Origin of the sequence: Tunturibacter empetritectus (genome assembly GCF_040358985.1) — a bacterium.
GTDB classification, from domain to species: domain Bacteria; phylum Acidobacteriota; class Terriglobia; order Terriglobales; family Acidobacteriaceae; genus Edaphobacter; species Edaphobacter empetritectus.
The window spans coordinates 3,352,356-3,369,815 of the sequence record NZ_CP132932.1; the positions used below are offsets into that span (position 1 = coordinate 3,352,356).

Sequence of the window (17,460 nt, forward strand, 5' to 3'; positions counted from 1 at the left end):
ACCGGGGTCTCCGGTTTTGCCCTCTTCAACAACGTTCTTCTCCCGGGAAACTTTTGCGTTGCTAACTCGTCTTCCGTAGTGGATGGCGACCTGGATGAGTCAATTTCAGGCGACCGACGAGGGCAACTGGATTTAATTTGAGGAAGAGAACCATGTTGAAAAACTCTGGGATTTTTCGCGGGGCGGTGTTGTGTGCCGGCATTCTCCTTTCGAGTGCCGCGCCTTTCGCGAGCAGCCTGAGTGTTCTGGCGCAGACACCGGCTGCGGCGCCTGCAGCCTCGCGGCAGATTGGCACGGTGAAGGCTACGGCAGGGAACAGCCTGACGCTAACGACGGATGCGGGGCAGGAGGTTGTGGTGAGTGTGGCCGATGGGGCGCGCATTCTGCAGCTCGCGCCAGGCAGCACCGACTTGAAGACAGCGCAGACGATTGCGTTGACTGATATTGCAGCAGGGGACCGTGTGCTGGTAAGCGGTAAGGCAGGCGACGGTGGTGTGGGACTCACGGCTTCGCGGGTGATTCTGATGAAGTCGTCGGAGATTGCGCAGAAGCACGAGGCGGAGCAGGGCGACTGGCAGAAGCGTGGGACGGGCGGCATTGTGAGCGCGGTGGATGCCGGGGCCGGCTCAATTGTGTTGTCGGTGGGTGCGAAGAAACTGACAGTGACTACGTCGAGTGCGACGAAGTTTCGGCGGTATGCGGGCGACTCGGTAAAGTTTGAAGATGCGAAGCCGGGGACACTGGCGCAGATCGAGGTGGGCGATCAACTGCGGGTGCGCGGGGCCAAGTCAGACGATGGTTCGTCGATGCAGGCGGAAGAGGTGGTGAGCGGATCGTTCAAGAATCTGGCTGGTTTGATTGGGACCGTCGACACCGCTGGCGGAACGCTGACGCTGAAGGATCTTTCGACGAAGAAGACAGTGATGGTGAAGATTACGGACAACTCCAGTTTGAAGGCTTTGCCGCCACAGGCTGCAGCGCGGTTTGCTGCTCGCGCAAAGGGCGGGGCCGCTGCTGGCGGGGGCGCGCAGAGTGGAGGGCAGGGGAGCGGTGGCGAGGGAGAACGGGCTGAGGGACGCTCTGCTGGAGCCGATCTCTCTCAGCTGGTGAGCCGGCTGCCCAGCCAGACGGTTGCGGACCTGAAGGCGGGAGACGCGGTGATGATCGTTGCGTCGCAGCCTGATCCCAATGGCCATGTAACTTGTGTGACTCTGCTCTCGGGAGTGGAGCCGATTCTGGCAGCGACGCCGAACGGTGGACCGGCGTTGACGCTGTCTCCGTGGAGCCTTGGCGGCTCTGATAGCAGCGCGCAGTAGCTCGATCGCGGCTGCAACAAAGAAAGACCTTTAGGAGAAGTAATGTCATTTCGCGCAGGGTTGAGGTTTGTTTTACTTTTTTTGGTTGCATGGATGCCGGTGGTGACAAGCGCTCAGCAAACGGGCGCGACGGTGCATGGGCTGGTGGCGGATCCTGAGAGCGCTGTGATTCCGGGTGCGACCGTGACGCTGACTCCTGCTTCGGGCAAGCCTTTAATGACGCAGTCGCAGAGCGATGGAAGTTATATGCTGCAGGGTGTTCCTGCGGGGACCTATTCGGTGACGGTGACGATGCCTGGGTTCGCCTCGTACGTGAAGCTGGGGGTGAGGATTGCGGCGGGGCAGAACCTGGCGCTGGATGCGAAGATGGCGATCGAGGAGCAGAAGCAGCAGGTGAACGTCAATGCGCAGGGTGCGCAGGTGAGCGTAGACTCCGACAGCAATGCCAGCAGCACAGTAATCAAGGGGAAGGATCTGGAGGCGCTTTCGGATGATCCGGATGAGCTTTCTTCGGAGTTGACTGCTTTGGCGGGGCCTGCCGCGGGGCCGAACGGTGGCCAGATTTATGTGGACGGATTTACCGGCGGGCAGCTGCCTCCGAAGTCTTCGATCCGCGAGATTCGCATCAATCAGAATCCTTTTTCAGCGCAGTACGACAAGCTGGGTTATGGGCGAGTTGAGGTGTTTACGAAGCCGGGCACGGACAAGTTTCACGGCAGCCTGAGTGTGCAGGGTGGGGATAATGCGTTTAACACGTCGAATCCGTTTTTGGGTGCGTCGAATACGCAGCCACCGTATTACACGACCTTCATTCTGGGCAGCGTAAGCGGGCCGATCAACCGGTTCTCTTCGTTTACGGTGGGGGGCTCGCACCGGACGATTCAGGACAACAATATCGTCAATCCGAGTGGCTTCTACGCGAGTTCTGCCAGTTCGCTAACGCCCTGTTCGCCTGGGGATTTGAGCTGCTCGTATTTTTCTTCGTATCCGGAGTCAGCGCGTGCGGTGTCGCATCCGCAGACGCGCAGCGATGTGAGTCCGCGCGTTGATTTTGCGCTGGGGGAGAAGAACACGCTGACGGTGCGGTACCAGTACAACGTGAATGGGCAGCAGAACAACGGCATCGGGAATACGAATCTTCCGACCGCGGGCTACAACACGGAGACGACGGAAAATACGGTTCAGATCAGCGATACGCAGATCTTGAGTCCTCGGGTGATCAATGAGACGCGGTTTGAGTATCAGCGCGACTACTCGACGCAGGACCCGGTAAGTACGGATCCTACGTTGTCGGTGCAGGGAATCTTTACGTCGGGTGGGTCGAGCCTGGGGACGCAGAGAAGCACCAGCACGCATCTTGAGGTGCAGAACTATAGCTCGATTGCGCTGGCGAAGAACTTTATTCGGTTTGGCGTAAGGGGGCGCACGACCAACGAATCGCTGTCGTCGAATGCGGGATTGAATGGGACGTTTACTTACTCATATCTGCTGGATCCGTGCACGGACCCGAATCCGAGCATCAAGCGGCCGAGTAACTGTAATGCTCAGGCGACGAAGCCTTGCGATGCTCTGAATGCAGGCATCTCGTCGTACCAGTGCGGGCTGCCGGGGCAGTATGCTGCGACCGCGATCAATAAACTGGAGGTGGATGGGCGCCTGACCGATGTGGGGTTCTATGCGGAGGATGACTGGAAGCCGAGGGGGAACCTGACGATTACATACGGCATTCGGCTAGAGGCGCAGAACGTCATAAATAGCGGGCATGATTTTGCGCCGCGGGCATCGTTCGCTTACGGGATTCCGCGGGGCGGCGGGAAGTCGCCCACGACGGTGGTGCGAGGCGGATTCGGCATCTTTTACGATCGCTTTACGCTCGCGAATTATCTGACGACGTTGCAGGAGAATGGCGTCAATCAGGTGACCTCGACGGTGATCAATCCTGGGGCGGTGTGCACGCCGGAGAATCCTGCTAACTGTGGCGCTTCGGTTGCGAACAAGATTACGACCTATGGGCTGGGCAATGGAATTCGCAGCTCGTACACGATGCAAGAAGCGGTTGGGGTCGATCAGCAGCTTGGGCGTGCAGCGACGATGTCGGTGAACTACCTTTACGCGCGCGGCGATCATCAGTATCTGAGCAGGAACTTCATCGTCGACAATGGGTTCGATCAGCAGTTTCAGTCGGGCGGCGTCTATAAGGAGAACCAGCTGCTGATCAATGGCAATGCGCGGTTGAAGAAGCTTACGCTGTTTGGTTTTTATTCGTTGAACCTTGCGGATGCGAATACTTCGGGGGCGGGATTCTTTCCGACCAGCAACACGGATACAAAGGTGGACTATGGGCGCGCTTCGTTTGCCCACGCGAGCTTTGGGGTTGTCGGAGGGAGCTGGCAGCTTCCTTATAGTTTTACTGCGAGTCCGTTCATTATTGCGCAGTCGGGGACGCCGTATAACCTGACAACGGGCCTTGATCCTGCGGGTACTTCGATCTATAACCAGCGGCCGTTCTTTGCGAGTGGGGACAGTGGGGCCTGCAGGGTTTCGAGTGCCTTCAGCTCCACGCAGACTGGCAGTTTGACGCCTGTTCCGATCAACTACTGTAATGGTCCAGCGAATTTTACGTTCAACCTTCGTGCTTCGCGGACGTTTGGATTTGGAGAGAAGACTCGCAGTGCGGCTTCGGCGACGAGCGGGAGTGGGCCTGGCGGACCTGGAGGTGGTCCGGGCGGCGGGCCAGGTGGAGGTCCTCGGGCTGGCGGGCCGGGTGGGGTTCGCGGTGGGTTTGGACCTCAGGGGGCAAGTTCAGGTCATCGGTATACCTTTACGCTGGGAGCGCAGGCGTTCAATCTGTTCAATGTGATTCCTTATGGGACGCCTACGAGTAGCTTGAGTTCGCCGCGATTCGGTCAGTTCACTACGCTGGCTGCTGGGCCGTTCAGTTCGGCTACGGCTTCGCGGCGGATTACTTTGCAGGCTACGTTTAATTTCTAAGTGTCCTGCCGGACGGGCCCACTGCGCGTGGGGCGGTCACTTCGTGACTTGTATACCTTGTTTTGGCGCACAAAAATGCTTGGCCTCCCGTTGGTCGGAGACTGGATGCGGTTTTCGGCTTGTGTGAGTGCTACGGTTTGAAGTTCTTCTTCAAGGTCTGCCAGCAGGTGTAGTACTCGTTTTGGCGGGCTGCGGTGTCCATCGCGAACTTAGTGGGACGGCAGACGAAGCGGGTTTCGAACATGAATGCCAGCGTGCCATCTAGTTTGACGGGCTTGAGTTCGGCTTTGCTGGCGCGGTCGAAGGTTTCGGCGTCAGGGCCGTGCCCGCTCATGCAGTTGTGCAGGCTGGCTCCGCCGGGGACGAAGCCTTCGGCCTTGGCGTCATACTCGCCTGTGACGAGGCCCATGAACTCGTTCATGAAGTTGCGATGGAACCAGGGTGGGCGGAAGGTGTGCTCGGCGACGATCCAGCGTGGAGGGAAGATGGCGAAGTCTACGTTGGCGGTTCCTGGGATCTCGCTAGGCGAGGTGAGGACGGTGTAGATGGAGGGGTCGGGGTGATCGAAGCTGACGGAGTTGATGCAGTTGAAGCGCGCAAGGTCGTACTTGCAGGGGGCGTAGTTACCGTGCCAGGCGACGACGTCGAGAGGGGAGTGGTCGAAGTCGGTGGCCCAGAGATTGCCCTGGAACTTTGCGACTACCTGGAATTTGCCGTTGTCTCGGTCGTCGTATGCGGCGTGCGGAGTGAGGAAGTCGCGGCTGTTGGCCAGGCCGTTAGCGCCGATTGCGCCGAGCTCGGGCAGGCGAAAGCTGGCTCCGTAGTTTTCTAAGAGGTAGCCGCGGGCTTGCGGGTCGAGCAATTCCACGCGGAACTTGATGCCGCGGGGGATGAGGGCGACTTCGCCGGGGGTGAGGTCGAGGATGCCGAGTTCGGTGTGGAGCAGGAGGCGGCCGAGCTGCGGGACGAAGAGTAGTTCGCCGTCGGCGGTGTAGAAGAAGCGGTCGGTCATGCTTTTGTTTGCGGAGTAGATGTGGATGGCGACGCCGGAATGCATGGTGAGGTCGCCGTTGCCGGCGAGGGTGGTGAGGCCGTCGATGAAATCCACTCCTCCCGGAGTGGTGGGTAGTGGTAACGGGTCCCAGCGGAGCTGGCTGGGCGTGGTTTCGACCTCGTTGAAGGGAGTGGAGCGGACCATGCCGTTGGCGATGCGCTCGTAGGGTTTGTGCATGACGGAGGGGCGGATGCGATAGGTCCAGGTTCGGCGGTTGAGCAGGCGCGGCGCGGTGAAGGGGCTGCCGCTGAGCTGCTCGGTGTAGAGCCCGAGCGGGGCCTTCTGCGGGGCGTTCTGGCCGACGGGAAGGGCGCCGGGATGGGCCTCGGTGGCGAACTCATTTCCGAAGCCGCTGGAGTACTTGAGATCGGGCATGGTGATCCTCTTGGTAAAGATGTGTCTGGTTGACGAGAGCTTCACGACGAGCGGAGATGGCTTCTCGACGACACAGAAGCTTAGCCGAAAACTGGTGTCTCGTGTTGGGGGGTGCTATGGCGATTTTCAGTAAAAAGACAAATGCCCGCTACGCGCGGGGCGGTCACTTCGTGACGGGTATACCCCTTCGGTCGGCGCTCCCGTTGGTCGCGAGGAAGATATCTTCCGCCGAGCAGGGCAGCGCAATAGCTCTAGGTGGTTTGGGCAGGGTCGGCGGTGGAGACTAAGTATGGCTTGGTGGCGGGTTCGTTGGCCGTGGTTGCGGAGGAGATGACAACGGTCTTTGCGTTGAGAAACTCGCGCATGCCTGCGGCGGAGAGTTCGCGGCCGTAGCCGGAGCGCTTGATGCCGCCGAAGGGAAGGCGCGGATCGCTGGCGACCATGGCGTTGAGGAAGACGCCGCCGCACTGCAGCTCGGAGATGAAGCGCTGTTGTTCGGCGGGGTCGCGAGTCCAGGCGGAGGCGCTGAGGCCGAAGGGCGTGTCGTTGGCGATCTCGATGGCCTCGTTGATGTCCTGAACGCGGAAGAGCATGGCGACGGGGCCGAAGAGTTCTTCGCGATAGACGGCGGAGGTGCGTGGAACGTTGGTGAGGACGGTGGGTTCGAAGTAGTTGCCGGTGCCAAGCATGCGTTCGCCGCCGGTGAGGATGCGTGCTCCGGCCTTGGCGGCGGCCTGGACTTGTTGTTCGAGCAGGTCGACGGCTCGTGCGGTGGCGAGCGGGCCGATGTCGGTGCCGTCCTTCATGGGGTCGCCTACGTGCATGGCTTCCATGCCAGCGACGAAGCGGGATTCGAAGACGTCGTAGACCTCGTCGGCGACGAGGAAGCGTTTGGCTGCAATGCAGGATTGTCCACTGTTGACGCAGCGAGCGCGGATTGCGGTCTCGATTGCGGCATCGAGATCGGCGGAGGGCATGACGATAAAGGGATCGCTGCCGCCGAGTTCGAGGACTGATTTTTTGATGAGCCAGCCTGCTTGCGCGCCTACGGCTCGGCCGGCGGTCTCGCTGCCGGTGAGCGTTACAGCGGCTACACGTTCGTCGCCCAGGACGGTCTCCACTTGAGGGATGTCGATCAAAAGGGTTTGGAAGGTGCCTCGGGGAAAGCCGGCGCGACGGACCAGGGATTCAATGGCGATCGCGCACTGCGGGACGTTGTTGGCATGTTTGAGGAGAGCGACGTTGCCGGCCATCAGCGCGGGTGCGAGGAAGCGGAAGACCTGCCAGAGAGGAAAGTTCCACGGCATGACAGCGAGGACGACGCCGAGCGGGTCCCAACGGACGTAGCTGTAGCGATCCTCGGTGGGGATGGACTCCGGTGCGAGGATGCGTGCGGCGTGCTCGGCGTAGTAACGGCAGGCGTCGGCGCATTTGAGGATCTCGAAGCGGGCGGCGTCGAGCGGCTTGCCCATCTCCTGGGTGATGAGGATGGAGAGGTCGTCGATCTCGTGTTCGAGGATGGAGGCGAGCTTGCGCATCCACAGGGCACGGTGTTCGAGCGGCACTAGAGAGTAGGTGCGAAAGGCGTCGGCGGCCAGGGCGATCTTCTGGCGCGCGGCTTCGTTGGTGAGCGGGTCGAAGCTGCGCAACAGCTTGCCGGTGGCGGGATTGATGGACTCGATGGCCATGCTGGTGCGGAGTTACTCTGACGCCAGTTTAGCAAGAACCGAGGCAAGCACCTGTACCCCGAGAGTGGTATCCGCCGGGGTGGCGTATTCGTCCGGTCTGTGGCTTACGCCGTTGCGGCAGGGGATGAAGATCATGGCGATGGGCGCGATGCGGGCCATGAAGAGCGAGTCGTGATAGGCACGGCTGACTATCTTTTTGGAGGAGATGTCGTGGGCGGCGCAGACCTCTTCGAGGAGTTCGACGATGTGTGGGGAGGATTGCGCAGGGGCGTCGGCGTTGATGAGCTGCTCGGTGATGATGACGCTGCGTCGCTGGCGGAGTTCTTCGATGTCGCGGCGGACGGCTTGCATGACGGACTCGCGGCGGGCGGGGTCGGTGTCGCGGATGTCGAGTTGCAGGATGACGCGGCTGGGGACACTGTTGACCGCGCCGGGATAGACGTCGCAGGTGCCGACGGTAGCTACGGTGTCGATGGTGTGTGTGGCGAGGGCGTGTCTTTCGATGGAGAGGATGAGCTCGGCCGCGGCGCAGAGTGCGTCTCTGCGGTCGGGCATGAGGAGTGCTCCGGCGTGGCCGCCGAGGCCGGTGATGGTGAAGCGATAGCTTGCGGGCGCGGCGATGCTGGTGACGATGCCGAGGGGGATGCCTTCGCGTTCGAGCAGGGGGCCTTGTTCGATGTGGAGTTCGAGCCAGGCGTGGTAGTGATTCGGCGGAAGCCTAACCGAGGCCAGGTCGCCGGTGAAACCTGCGGCGGTGCGAACTTGTGCTAGGGTCTGGGCGGTGTCGGCTGGCTCGTTGGCCTCGCGGAGGGCGTCGGCTTGTTTGGGATCGAGGGTCCCGGAGATGAGGCGGCTGCCGAGACAGCCGATGCCGAAGCGGGTGGGCTCTTCGGAGGTGAACATGACGAGTTCGATGGAGCGGCGTGGGCGGAGACCGCTGCGTTTGAGCGCGCGCATGGCTTCTAGGCCGCCGAGGACGCCGACGGTACCGTCGTACATTCCAGCGTGAGGGATAGCGTCGGTGTGGGAGCCGGTGGCGACGGCGGGTAAGTCGGGATCAGTGCCTGACCAGCGGAGGAAGAGGTTGCCTACGGCGTCGTCGCGGACATCGAAGCCTTCGGCGGTGGCTAGTTCTTTCAGCCACGCGCGGGCGTGGAGATCGTCTGGAGAGAAGACGACGCGGGTGACTGCGGTGCCGTTGTCTGCGGGCTCGGCGTCGGTGAAGGTGGCGAGGGTTGCGAGTTCGCTCATCAGCCGTGATTGATCGATCTGAATCTGCTGTGCCAAAACTGCTGCCTCCTTTTGGTCGAGGGTCGATGTGGATGCTACGCCAACGGGTGCCGGTTCCAGTCTTTGTAGATGAGGTACTTTGCGGGACGCTTGCCGATGGCTCCGAACCACTGTGGACAGAAGGGGCCCATCCAGATGAAGTCGCCGGCTGTGACTGGATACCAGCTGTCGCCGAGGCGATAGATGCCGCCGCCTTCGAGCATGAGCAGGCCGTGTTCCATGATGTGGACTTCGACCATGCTGAGCGCGGCGCCGGGCTGGTAAGTCATGGTGTTGACGGCGAAGTCGAACGATGGCGAGCCGGGCAGGAGACTGCGAACCTGGAGTTCGGGGTCGTCGTTGAGGGGGACGGAGAGGGTTTTGTCTTCGTGGCCTACGAGGACCTCTGGGTGAGGAACGGAAGCAAGCGCTTCGTAGGGTTTTTCGATGATGGCAATCCGCGTGGGCTGTTGCGCGGTGAGGGTGTGGGCGGCGTCTTCGGGGAGGTAGGCGAAGCTGCCGGGGATCAGTGTTTGAAATGTGCTGTCGGTTGCGAGATCGGCTGTGCCTTCGAGGGTGTAGAGGAATCGCTGGTTGGAGGTGGGGCCAAGTTTGCCGCCGGGTTCGAGCTCTGCAGTGTACTGGGTGAAAGCTGCGCCTGCAGCGGGAGAGATGTGGACGATAGCGGTAGCGAGTTCCATGCCGGGGAGCACGGTGCGGACGAAGGTGTCCGGGGTGTGGAGGAGGTGGCCGCGCTGATTGGTGCTGCGGGTGCGTCCCAGATTATGCATGGCTGTCCTTGGTCTTATCATCGCTCAACTCATCGCTAAGGAGCGCGAGGAACTCCATTGCAGTTGAGAGTGCGGCTTCTACGTCCTGAGGGAGCACGGCTTCGTCGGGATGGTGGCTGAGGCCTCCGGGGCTGCGGAGGAAGAGCATGGTGGAGGGGACGGCAGGGGCGAGGATCATCGCATCGTGGCCGGCTCCGCTGGTCATTCTGCGGCTGGGGAAACCGGCTTGTGCAGCGGCGGTGTGGAGCATGGTTGTCAGGTGCGGATCGAGCGGGACGGCGGACTGCTCCATCTCGGTGCGGAGGGTGAGGGTTACGCCGCGTCTGGAGGCTGCGGTCTTTGCGATTTGCGTTAGAGCGTCGACTGCAGCGTGGCGGGTCTGGTTGTTTGCGTGGCGAATGTCGAGCGACGTTGTTACTCTGCCGGCAATGACGTTTCCGGCGCCGGGTGAGGCCTCAAGCTTGCCGACGGTTGCGACCAGACCAACGTGCGAGGTGGCGTAGGCTTCGACGGCTACGATCGCTTCTGCGGCGGCGGCCATTGCGTCATGTCGCAAGCGCATCGGCGTGGTTCCGGCGTGGTTTGCCTGGCCTTCGAAGAGGAGTTGCATGCGTGTCTGTCCTACGAGCGCTTCGACGACGCCGAGCGATGCTCCCTCGCTCTCGAGGATGGGGCCCTGTTCGATGTGAAACTCGAGATAGGCGAAGGCGTCGCGGGATAAGACTGCTGCGGGAAGGCTTGCGGGATCGAGGCCGTAGCTGCGTATAGCTTCTGCGATGCTTATGCCATCCTGATCGGTGCGCTGCAGTGTCTCCGGGTCGAGTTTTCCTACAACGGCGAGGCTGCCGAGGAAGGGTTTGCTGAAGCGGACTCCCTCCTCTTCGGAGAAGCCGATGACTTCGATGGAGAAGGGAGGTTGATGCTCGTGGAGCTCTTCGATGAGGGCAATGCCAAGGATGACTCCGAAGATGCCGTCGAAGGCTCCGGCGTTGGGTACGGTGTCGAGGTGAGAGCCGATGATCAGGCGGGGGGCGTTAGCGACGGGGTAGAGCCATAGCCCGCGCAGGTTGCCGATGGCGTCGATGTGCACTGTCATTCCGGCGGCTTCCATCCACAGGCGCAGCAATGAGTGGACGGTGTGCATGGGATGGGTGAGGAAGCGGCGCGTGATCTCGCCGGGGATCTCGGTGTGGGTGGCGATCTCTCGGCAGCGGGCGATGATGCGTGTGGCGCAATCTATATTTGTGTCTGTCATAAGTACATTATTCTGCTTCACGATCTGCGACGGACGCGCGCCTCGATGTATCCATGAGGCTCGTCGGTGGGGACGAAGATCTCGTTAGGATTGTCCTGGTTAAAGCGGGAGAGGTCGACGAGAAGGCAGTGCTTGTTGGGCATGGTGATCTCGATCTCGTCGATTTGCGGGACGGCTTCGAGGGCGCTCTCTGCCATGGCGTAGAGAGTCTGCTGTACGGATTTGCTGTTGTGGTTGGCGAAGGTGCGCAGCATGGCCTCGCGAATCTCTGTACGCACTGCGTCAAAGTCCAGGTTCGGTGAGGTGTAGCACCAGTCGGCAGTGACAGCGGTTCCGAAGAGACGGTCTTTGGTCTCGGGCAGGGTGGTGAGGGAGTCTTTGATGTAGCCCTCGAAGCCGGAGTTTGCGGTCTTAAGCAGAACGAGGTTGTCGAGGCCGGAGAGGATGTGAAAGCTCCCGGCCTGCGCACGTTCTACGCTGGTGGTTTGAAGCTCGCCGCTGCCGCGCATGAAGGCGCTGGGATGAGGTTCTCCGTCTACGGTAAGGCGTTTCCACATCGTGCTTTCCACGCGAACCGAGGCGGAGGAGACTTGCGGATTTCTTGTCAGGAGGAAGTCGACCAACTCTTTGGCGTAGTCCTCCATGGCGATCGCCTTTGAAGTTCGCGCGAGCGAGTAGACGGTGTTCTTCATCGTGTCAGTCGGCAGGATCTTGCTGTTGTCGCCCTCAAGGTGGGCGGTTTCGAAATCCCCCTTCAGTAAGACTTGAACCGTCCATTCGCGCAGGTCGTGAGTGTAAGTCTGGCCATGAGCGTGGCGGGTGACCTTCATCAGACGGATGCGGGATTTTCCGTAACGATTTTCAGCCAGCTCGATCATCGTCAGCTTCCTCGGTAAGTGGTGTAGCCGTTCGCAGTCAGGAGTAGCGGGATATGGTAGTGCTGCTCGCCTTCGGTGACTGTAAAGACGACTTCTATATATGGATACAGGCCGCTTAGCTGATGCCGGTTGTAGTAAGCGATGGTTTCGAAGTGAACGCGATAGTTGCCAGGCTGCAGAGCTTCGGTTGCGGGAAGGAGATGTTTGCAGCGGCCGTCGGCGTCGGTGGTCGCTACGTTGAGGGACGACCACTTGCCGTCAGTAAGGCGAGCGAGGGTGATGGGAACGCCTGTGGCCGGCCGTCCCAGCGCGGTGTCGAGAATGTGTATGGAGATGCCCATGGTTACTTTGACTCCAGCCAGTGGTGAAGACGAAGCTGTGTGATCTGGCGTTGTTGTTCGGCTGCTTCGTGCAGCTCGGTTGCGGCGTCGTTTTGCATTCGTGCTTGCAGAGTGGTGAGGATCTCTGCGGATGTTTTGCCTATGGCGCAGATGATGAAGATTCTGCCGAAGCGCTGCTCGTAGAGGCGATTTGCGGCTTCGAGAGCTAGTTTGGCGGTGTGGTCATCGGTGAGTAATGCGCGTTGTTCCTGGGCGGACCAGCGCAGAGACTCGTCGGTTGCGTGGGTTTGTGCGTGATTTTGTCCGATGCGGGGATGGCTGTCGAAGGCTTCCTGCCACGCCTGCTCCGGCAGATTCTGCCAAATGGCGGCGGAGGTTTCGATGAGGGAAGACTCGTCTGCGACGGGGCGCGCCGAGGCCAGCCCAGTCGCCCACGCATGCGAACCGCAGCAAGGGAGGGCCTCGCGGGCTGCTGTGGCGTGGTCGAGCGAGTTCCATCGGGCGAGGACTTTGTTCATGCGTGTGTGCCTACTATAACTTGACCTCTCGACCCTGAGGAGTGGGAGCGAAGGCGCCTTCGTGATACACCAGCTCTCCGCGGAGATAGGTGGCCTTTACTATGCCGCGCAGGGTTTCGCCGAGGTAGGGCGAGATGGCGTGGCGGTAGTGCAGTTTGTCGGGTGTGACGGCGAAGGTTGCCTCGGTGTCGAAGCGGATGAAGTTGGCGTCTCGACCAGGTTGGAGTGCGCCCGCCTGATGAGCGAGGCCGGCCAGGGCTGCGGGTGCGCTGCTCATCCAGCGTGTGATGTCTTCGAGCGTGTCGCCGCGATTGAAGCACTCGGTGTGGATGATCGAGAGCGCAAGAGAGAGGCTGGCGATGCCGCCCCAGGCTTGATCGAAGCGGCCGGTGTCGGTGCGCTTCATGTCGGGTGGACAGGGGGAGTGGTCGGTGACAATCATGTCGATGGTTCCGTCGTGCAGTCCGCGCCAGAGGCCACGCTGATTTTCCTTGCTGCGAATGGGAGGCGCACACTTGAGTAGCGTGTTGCCGTCGGCGATCTCTTCTGCAGCAAAGTGTAGATAGTGAGGGCAGGTCTCGACTGTGATGGGGAGGCCTGCTTTGCGGGCGGATTTCAACTCGGCCAGGGCGAGCGCGGTGGAGAGGTGAACGATGTGCAGACGGAAGCTGTACTGGCGGCAGAGGCGGATCATCAGGCGAATGGCCTGAAGTTCGGCTTCGTCGGGGCGCGACGCCAGGTAGGTCGGGTACTGTCGCCAGTCTGCGTTGCGCAGTGATTGAGTTGCAGCATCGATCGGAGCTGCTAACTCTGCGTGCACTAGTAACGGAAGGCCGGATTGGGCAACGGATGGCAGCGCGGCTTCCAGTTGTTGCTGGTCGATCATGGTGAAGCCGTCGCAGCCGGGATAGATGAGGAAACATTTGAAGCCGAGGACTCCGGCCTGTGCGAGGGGGAGGATGTGTTGCTGATTGTCTGCGACTGCTCCTCCCCAGGGTGCCCAGTCTACGAAGCACTCGCCGCTTGCGGCCTCGCGCTTTTCTTCGAGGGCGGCAACGGTGGTGGTCTCTGGGAGGCAGTTGAGTGGCATGTCGACGAGTGTGGTGTAGCCTCCTGCGGCTGCGGCGCGGGTTGCCGTGCGGAAGCCCTCCCATTCGGTGCGCCCCGGCTGGTTGATGTGGACGTGGGAATCGACGAGACCGGGGAGGAGAGCATCATTGCCGCAGTCGTCAACGATGGTGTCAGCGGGGATCTCTGACTGGCGGCAAATGGCGCATATGGTTCCGTCGTCTACGAGGAGCGCGCCGGGCTGCGTGCCCTGTGGGGTGACGATGCGTTTTGAGAGAAAGGCATGTGCCATAATTTGATTATTCCGTTTACTTCCGCTGCGCCGTGTGGCTTAAGGATACCGAGTCAAATGCAGGGCAACCCAGTCTTTATGCAGAGAGCGATCGCGCTGGCAACGGAGAACGTCACCTCCGGTCGCGGAGGGCCGTTTGGCGCGGTGATTGTGCGCGACGGCGAGATCGTTGCTACAGGCGCGAACCTGGTCACAGCGACCAATGACCCGACGGCGCATGGCGAGATTGTAGCAATCCGCAATGCGTGCCAGATGCTTGGGACGTTTCAGCTGACGGGATGCCATATCTATACCAGCTGTGAGCCTTGTCCGATGTGTCTTGCTGCGATCTACTGGGCGCGTTGCGAGGCGATCTTTTATGGGAACTGCGCCGCTGATGCTGCTGCAGCCGGCTTTGACGATGCTTTTCTCTACGAAGAGATGAAGCTGCCGGTTGATCAGCGAAAGATTCCGGCGTTCAATCTTCTGCCGGAGCAGGCGATCTCCAGCTTTGAGGCCTGGCGCGAGCGCGCCGGCAGAATCGACTACTGAGACATGACGACGAAACAGAAGAAGAGGGTTGCGGCCAAAAAAAGTAAATCGGACTCCGTCGTGAAGGTTGCGCTGCTTGGGTTTGGCACGGTCGGTGGTTCAGTGGCGCGTGTGCTGGCGGCGTCGAGGTTTCCGGGTGTGCAGCTGACGCATATCTTCAACCGCAATGTGGATCGGAAGCGTAGCTCTGAGGCTGCAAAGTTGGTGCCGGGCTCGGTGGTGTGGACCGACAATATCGATGTGATTTTGCGGTCGGATGTTGATGTTGTGATTGAGTTGATGGGCGGCCTTAATCCTGTAGAAGGATGGTTGCGCAAGGCTCTTGCTGCGGGCAAGTCGGTGGTTACGGCGAATAAGCAGCTCATCGCTTATCGGGGTACGGGACTGGCGAAGATTGCGGCGCAACATAACGTTCACCTGTTGCATGGAGCGGCTGTTGCGGGTGGTGTGCCGGTGATTCCGGGGATGTTGCAGGGGTTGTGCGGCGACCAGGTGACGAGACTCAGCGGCATTGTGAACGGCACTTGCAACTACATTTTGAGCCGGATGGAGGCTGGGGCCGACTACGCGACCGTTCTGGAGGATGCGCAGCAGCTTGGCTATGCTGAGGCTGATCCGTCTGCTGATGTAGATGGCTACGATGCGCGGGCGAAGCTCTGCATTCTGTCGCGCATTGCGATGCACGCTGAGCTGGACCCGGATGCGGTTGCGATGCAGACGATCTCGGCGATTGAGGCGATCGATTTTTCTTATGCCAAGGAGTTGAACTGCACGATTCGCCAGGTGTCGCGCGCTGAGCTTGATGGAAGAATAGTGCATGCGCGGGTTGCGCCGATGCTGGTTCCGCTGGCCTCGCCGATGGCGTGGTCGCACGGTACGCAAAATATGGTGGTGGTGAGCGGGAAGTTTGGCGGTGATGTTGTTTTTTCGGGACATGGTGCTGGTGGCGAACCTACGGCGGTTGCTGTGGTGTCGGATCTACTGGCTGTTGCGCAGGATTGCAAAACGGTGCAGCTGCCGGTGCGAAGGCGCGAGGTGACCGGAGATTTTTTTGCGCCGCACTATCTGCGATTTGTCGTCGACGACAAGCCGGGAATTGTCTCGGCGATCTCGGGGGCGCTTTCGAAGGTGGGGGCTAATATCGATTCGCTGCTGCAGCGGCGGGGATATCCGAAGCATCGGCTTCCGTTTGTGGTGACGACGGAGCCTTGCCTGAGTTCGACGATTGAGCGGGCTTTGGCTTCAGTAGCTCGCATGGATTGCATGCTGGAGAAGCCACTGTGCTTGCAGATGCTGGAAGTGGAAGACAAAGCAGAGTAACAATTTCTCAAATTTTTCTGCGGAGGGTGTGATGGCACCGACGATCGCTAACGGCAAGATCTGTTATGTCGAGATACCGGCGACGGATGTGCCGCGTTCGGCTGAGTTTTATAACCAGGTCTTTGGGTGGGAGGTTCGTAAGCGAGGTGATGGTGCTACTGCTTTTGATGATGGCGTCGGCGAGGTAAGTGGGGCGTATGTGACGGGCAGGCCGCCAATGTCGGTGCCTGGAGTTTTGGTTTATGTCATGGTCGACAGCGTGGCTGCTGCGATTGAAGCGGTTGTCGCCGCAGGAGGTAAGATTGTGCAGCCGATTGGGGTCGATGCGCCGGAGATTACCGCGAGATTCGAGGATCCCGCGGGAAACGTATTCGGGCTTTACCAGAATCCTTCGTGAGATGTTGTTTGACTCATTTTGAGAAAAAAGAAGAGGCCGCGAGATGGATGCTCGCGGCCTCTTTGTAACTGCTTACTGCTAGTACTTTGGCAGGGACGGGTCGATCTTGTCTGCCCAGGCGAGGATGCCGCCGGTTAAATTCGATACGTTGGTGAATCCGGCTTGTTTGAGGGCGACCGCGGCTCTCTGGCTGCGGGCGCCGGACTTGCAGTGGACGACGATCTCGCTGTGTTTTTTGTCGGCTAATTCGGCGGAGCGAAGAGCTATTTCGCCGACCGGGATCAGCGGTGCGCCGAGGTTTACGATCTTGTATTCGTGCGGCTCGCGAACGTCGAGGACGAAAACGTCTTCCTTGGCGTCGAGCTTGCGCTTCAACTCCTGGACCGAGATCTGCGGAATACCATCGACCACGGGAAGATCGCTGATTGCCTTGTCGCGCGCGACTTCAAGAGGACCGACTTCGCTGGGCGGAGTGATGCCGCAGAACTGGTCGTAGTCGATGAGTTCGGTCACGGTGGGGTTGGGACCGCAGACGGGGCACTCGGGATTTTTGCGCAGCTTGAGGGTGCGGAAGCTCATGCCGAGAGCGTCGACAAGGAGCAGCCGGCCGATGAGTGGGTCGCCGATGCCGAGGATCAGCTTGATGGTCTCGGTTGCCTGGATGACTCCGACGAGGCCGGGGAGAATGCCGAGCACGCCGCCTTCTGCGCAGGAGGGGACCAGGCCCGGCGGTGGCGGCTCGGGATAGAGGCAGCGGTAGCAGGGGCCTTCTTTGGTGCCGAAGACGCTGGCCTGGCCTTCGAAGCGAAAGATGGAGCCGTAGGCGTTGGGCTTACCGAGCAGGACGCAGGCGTCGTTGACGAGGTAGCGGGTCTGGAAGTTGTCGGTGCCGTCGGCGATGACGTCGTAGTCTTTCAAAATCTCGAGCGCGTTGGCGCTGGTGAGCATGGTGTTGTGTTTGATGACTTTGACGGTGGGGTTGAGGCCCTTGAGCATGATCTCGGCGGAGTCGACCTTGAGCTTGCCGACGGTCGCGGTCGAGTGGATGATCTGGCGCTGCAGGTTGCTGGCGTCGACGGTGTCGAAGTCGACAAGGCCGATGGTGCCTACACCTGCGGCCGCGAGATAAAGTGCGAGAGGTGCGCCGAGCCCACCGGTGCCGACGCAGAGTACCTTGGCGGCCTTCAGCTTCTGCTGGCCCTCCATCCCAACTTCGGGAAGTATCAGGTGGCGGGAGTATCGAGCAATCTCGTCATTGGAGAGCTTGGGGAGTTCTACGGTCTCTTCTATGGCTGTTGGCATTGTCTTTTCCTCTGCCTCATGTGGAGGCGTCAAAAAACCTTCATCTCGTAAAACCGTCTTCGAACCGATTCCTT

Annotated in this window: 15 protein-coding genes; 5 read left to right on the forward strand and 10 right to left on the reverse strand. The window is 60.4% G+C overall.

Going from position 1 to position 17,460, the window contains the following annotated elements; genetic code table 11:
* Nucleotides 1-152 precede the first annotated feature (152 nt).
* Both RBB75_RS13835 and RBB75_RS13840 read left to right on the forward strand, forming a co-directional pair.
* Nucleotides 153-1,316 carry a hypothetical protein gene (locus RBB75_RS13835; protein ID WP_257030866.1) on the forward strand — a complete coding sequence of 388 codons (1,164 nt, stop codon included), beginning with the start codon at nucleotides 153-155 and terminating at the stop codon, nucleotides 1,314-1,316.
* 42 nt (nucleotides 1,317-1,358) lie between these two features.
* The gene (locus RBB75_RS13840) at nucleotides 1,359-4,307 is read left to right on the forward strand and encodes a TonB-dependent receptor (RefSeq protein ID WP_353068410.1); all 2,949 of its coding nucleotides are present in this window, start codon (nucleotides 1,359-1,361) and stop codon (nucleotides 4,305-4,307) included.
* A 130-nt stretch (nucleotides 4,308-4,437) separates the two neighbouring features.
* On the opposite strand, the gene hmgA is transcribed toward RBB75_RS13840, so the two are convergent.
* The 9 genes from hmgA to allB form a co-directional block, all read right to left on the reverse strand.
* Nucleotides 4,438-5,736, reverse strand: a complete 1,299-nt coding sequence (gene hmgA / locus RBB75_RS13845; RefSeq protein ID WP_179637330.1) for a homogentisate 1,2-dioxygenase — start codon at nucleotides 5,734-5,736, stop codon at nucleotides 4,438-4,440.
* Nucleotides 5,737-5,987: 251 nt separating this feature from the next.
* Nucleotides 5,988-7,424 carry an NAD-dependent succinate-semialdehyde dehydrogenase gene (locus tag RBB75_RS13850; RefSeq protein WP_179637331.1) on the reverse strand — a complete coding sequence of 479 codons (1,437 nt, stop codon included), beginning with the start codon at nucleotides 7,422-7,424 and terminating at the stop codon, nucleotides 5,988-5,990.
* Between the two features lie 12 nt (nucleotides 7,425-7,436).
* Entirely contained in the window at nucleotides 7,437-8,711 is a 1,275-nt protein-coding gene (locus tag RBB75_RS13855) for a M20 family metallo-hydrolase (protein ID WP_353068411.1), read from the reverse strand.
* A gap of 38 nt (nucleotides 8,712-8,749) precedes the next feature.
* A complete protein-coding gene (gene allE / locus RBB75_RS13860; RefSeq protein ID WP_353068412.1) occupies nucleotides 8,750-9,484 on the reverse strand; it encodes a (S)-ureidoglycine aminohydrolase in 735 nt (244 codons plus the stop codon).
* Nucleotides 9,477-10,739 (reverse strand): allantoate amidohydrolase, encoded by a 1,263-nt coding sequence (locus RBB75_RS13865; RefSeq protein WP_179637333.1) that lies wholly within the window; start codon nucleotides 10,737-10,739, stop codon nucleotides 9,477-9,479. Before RBB75_RS13865 ends, allE begins: the two co-directional genes overlap by 8 nt.
* 17 nt (nucleotides 10,740-10,756) lie before the next feature.
* A complete protein-coding gene (gene pucL, locus RBB75_RS13870) occupies nucleotides 10,757-11,617 on the reverse strand; it encodes a factor-independent urate hydroxylase (protein ID WP_179637334.1) in 861 nt (286 codons plus the stop codon).
* 2 nt (nucleotides 11,618-11,619) lie between these two features.
* Nucleotides 11,620-11,958, reverse strand: coding sequence for a hydroxyisourate hydrolase (gene uraH, locus RBB75_RS13875; RefSeq protein WP_179637335.1), 339 nt, complete (start codon nucleotides 11,956-11,958; stop codon nucleotides 11,620-11,622).
* A 2-nt stretch (nucleotides 11,959-11,960) separates the two neighbouring features.
* Nucleotides 11,961-12,476 (reverse strand): 2-oxo-4-hydroxy-4-carboxy-5-ureidoimidazoline decarboxylase, encoded by a 516-nt coding sequence (uraD, locus tag RBB75_RS13880; RefSeq protein ID WP_353068413.1) that lies wholly within the window; start codon nucleotides 12,474-12,476, stop codon nucleotides 11,961-11,963.
* Nucleotides 12,477-12,489: 13 nt separating this feature from the next.
* Complete coding sequence (allB, locus tag RBB75_RS13885) at nucleotides 12,490-13,836, reverse strand: allantoinase AllB (protein ID WP_353068414.1); 1,347 nt, start codon at nucleotides 13,834-13,836, stop codon at nucleotides 12,490-12,492.
* Between the two features lie 57 nt (nucleotides 13,837-13,893).
* Between allB and RBB75_RS13890 the strand changes: the two genes are divergently transcribed.
* From RBB75_RS13890 to RBB75_RS13900, 3 genes are read left to right on the forward strand one after another with little or no spacing between them, the layout of a single operon-like run.
* On the forward strand, nucleotides 13,894-14,367 hold the full coding sequence (locus RBB75_RS13890) for a nucleoside deaminase (protein WP_179637338.1): 474 nt from the start codon (nucleotides 13,894-13,896) through the stop codon (nucleotides 14,365-14,367).
* A 3-nt stretch (nucleotides 14,368-14,370) separates the two neighbouring features.
* Entirely contained in the window at nucleotides 14,371-15,687 is a 1,317-nt protein-coding gene (locus tag RBB75_RS13895) for a homoserine dehydrogenase (protein WP_179637339.1), read from the forward strand.
* A gap of 31 nt (nucleotides 15,688-15,718) precedes the next feature.
* Nucleotides 15,719-16,084 carry a VOC family protein gene (locus RBB75_RS13900; RefSeq protein ID WP_353068415.1) on the forward strand — a complete coding sequence of 122 codons (366 nt, stop codon included), beginning with the start codon at nucleotides 15,719-15,721 and terminating at the stop codon, nucleotides 16,082-16,084.
* Nucleotides 16,085-16,162: 78 nt separating this feature from the next.
* Here the strand turns inward: RBB75_RS13900 and moeB are convergent, their stop codons facing one another.
* A complete protein-coding gene (gene moeB / locus RBB75_RS13905) occupies nucleotides 16,163-17,386 on the reverse strand; it encodes a molybdopterin-synthase adenylyltransferase MoeB (RefSeq protein WP_353068416.1) in 1,224 nt (407 codons plus the stop codon).
* Nucleotides 17,387-17,460 lie beyond the last annotated feature (74 nt).

What these genes read in the sequence shown, in the direction of transcription:
- RBB75_RS13835 (WP_257030866.1), top strand. Translation starts at nt 153, where the DNA reads ATGTTGAAAAACTCTGGGATTTTTCGCGGGGCGGTGTTGTGTGCCGGC.
- RBB75_RS13840 (WP_353068410.1), top strand. Translation starts at nt 1,359, where the DNA reads ATGTCATTTCGCGCAGGGTTGAGGTTTGTTTTACTTTTTTTGGTTGCA.
- hmgA (WP_179637330.1), bottom strand. Translation starts at nt 5,736, where the DNA reads ATGCCCGATCTCAAGTACTCCAGCGGCTTCGGAAATGAGTTCGCCACC.
- RBB75_RS13850 (WP_179637331.1), bottom strand. Translation starts at nt 7,424, where the DNA reads ATGGCCATCGAGTCCATCAATCCCGCCACCGGCAAGCTGTTGCGCAGC.
- allE (WP_353068412.1), bottom strand. Translation starts at nt 9,484, where the DNA reads ATGCATAATCTGGGACGCACCCGCAGCACCAATCAGCGCGGCCACCTC.
- RBB75_RS13865 (WP_179637333.1), bottom strand. Translation starts at nt 10,739, where the DNA reads ATGACAGACACAAATATAGATTGCGCCACACGCATCATCGCCCGCTGC.
- pucL (WP_179637334.1), bottom strand. Translation starts at nt 11,617, where the DNA reads ATGATCGAGCTGGCTGAAAATCGTTACGGAAAATCCCGCATCCGTCTG.
- uraH (WP_179637335.1), bottom strand. Translation starts at nt 11,958, where the DNA reads ATGGGCATCTCCATACACATTCTCGACACCGCGCTGGGACGGCCGGCC.
- uraD (WP_353068413.1), bottom strand. Translation starts at nt 12,476, where the DNA reads ATGAACAAAGTCCTCGCCCGATGGAACTCGCTCGACCACGCCACAGCA.
- allB (WP_353068414.1), bottom strand. Translation starts at nt 13,836, where the DNA reads ATGGCACATGCCTTTCTCTCAAAACGCATCGTCACCCCACAGGGCACG.
- RBB75_RS13890 (WP_179637338.1), top strand. Translation starts at nt 13,894, where the DNA reads ATGCAGGGCAACCCAGTCTTTATGCAGAGAGCGATCGCGCTGGCAACG.
- RBB75_RS13895 (WP_179637339.1), top strand. Translation starts at nt 14,371, where the DNA reads ATGACGACGAAACAGAAGAAGAGGGTTGCGGCCAAAAAAAGTAAATCG.
- RBB75_RS13900 (WP_353068415.1), top strand. Translation starts at nt 15,719, where the DNA reads ATGGCACCGACGATCGCTAACGGCAAGATCTGTTATGTCGAGATACCG.
- moeB (WP_353068416.1), bottom strand. Translation starts at nt 17,386, where the DNA reads ATGCCAACAGCCATAGAAGAGACCGTAGAACTCCCCAAGCTCTCCAAT.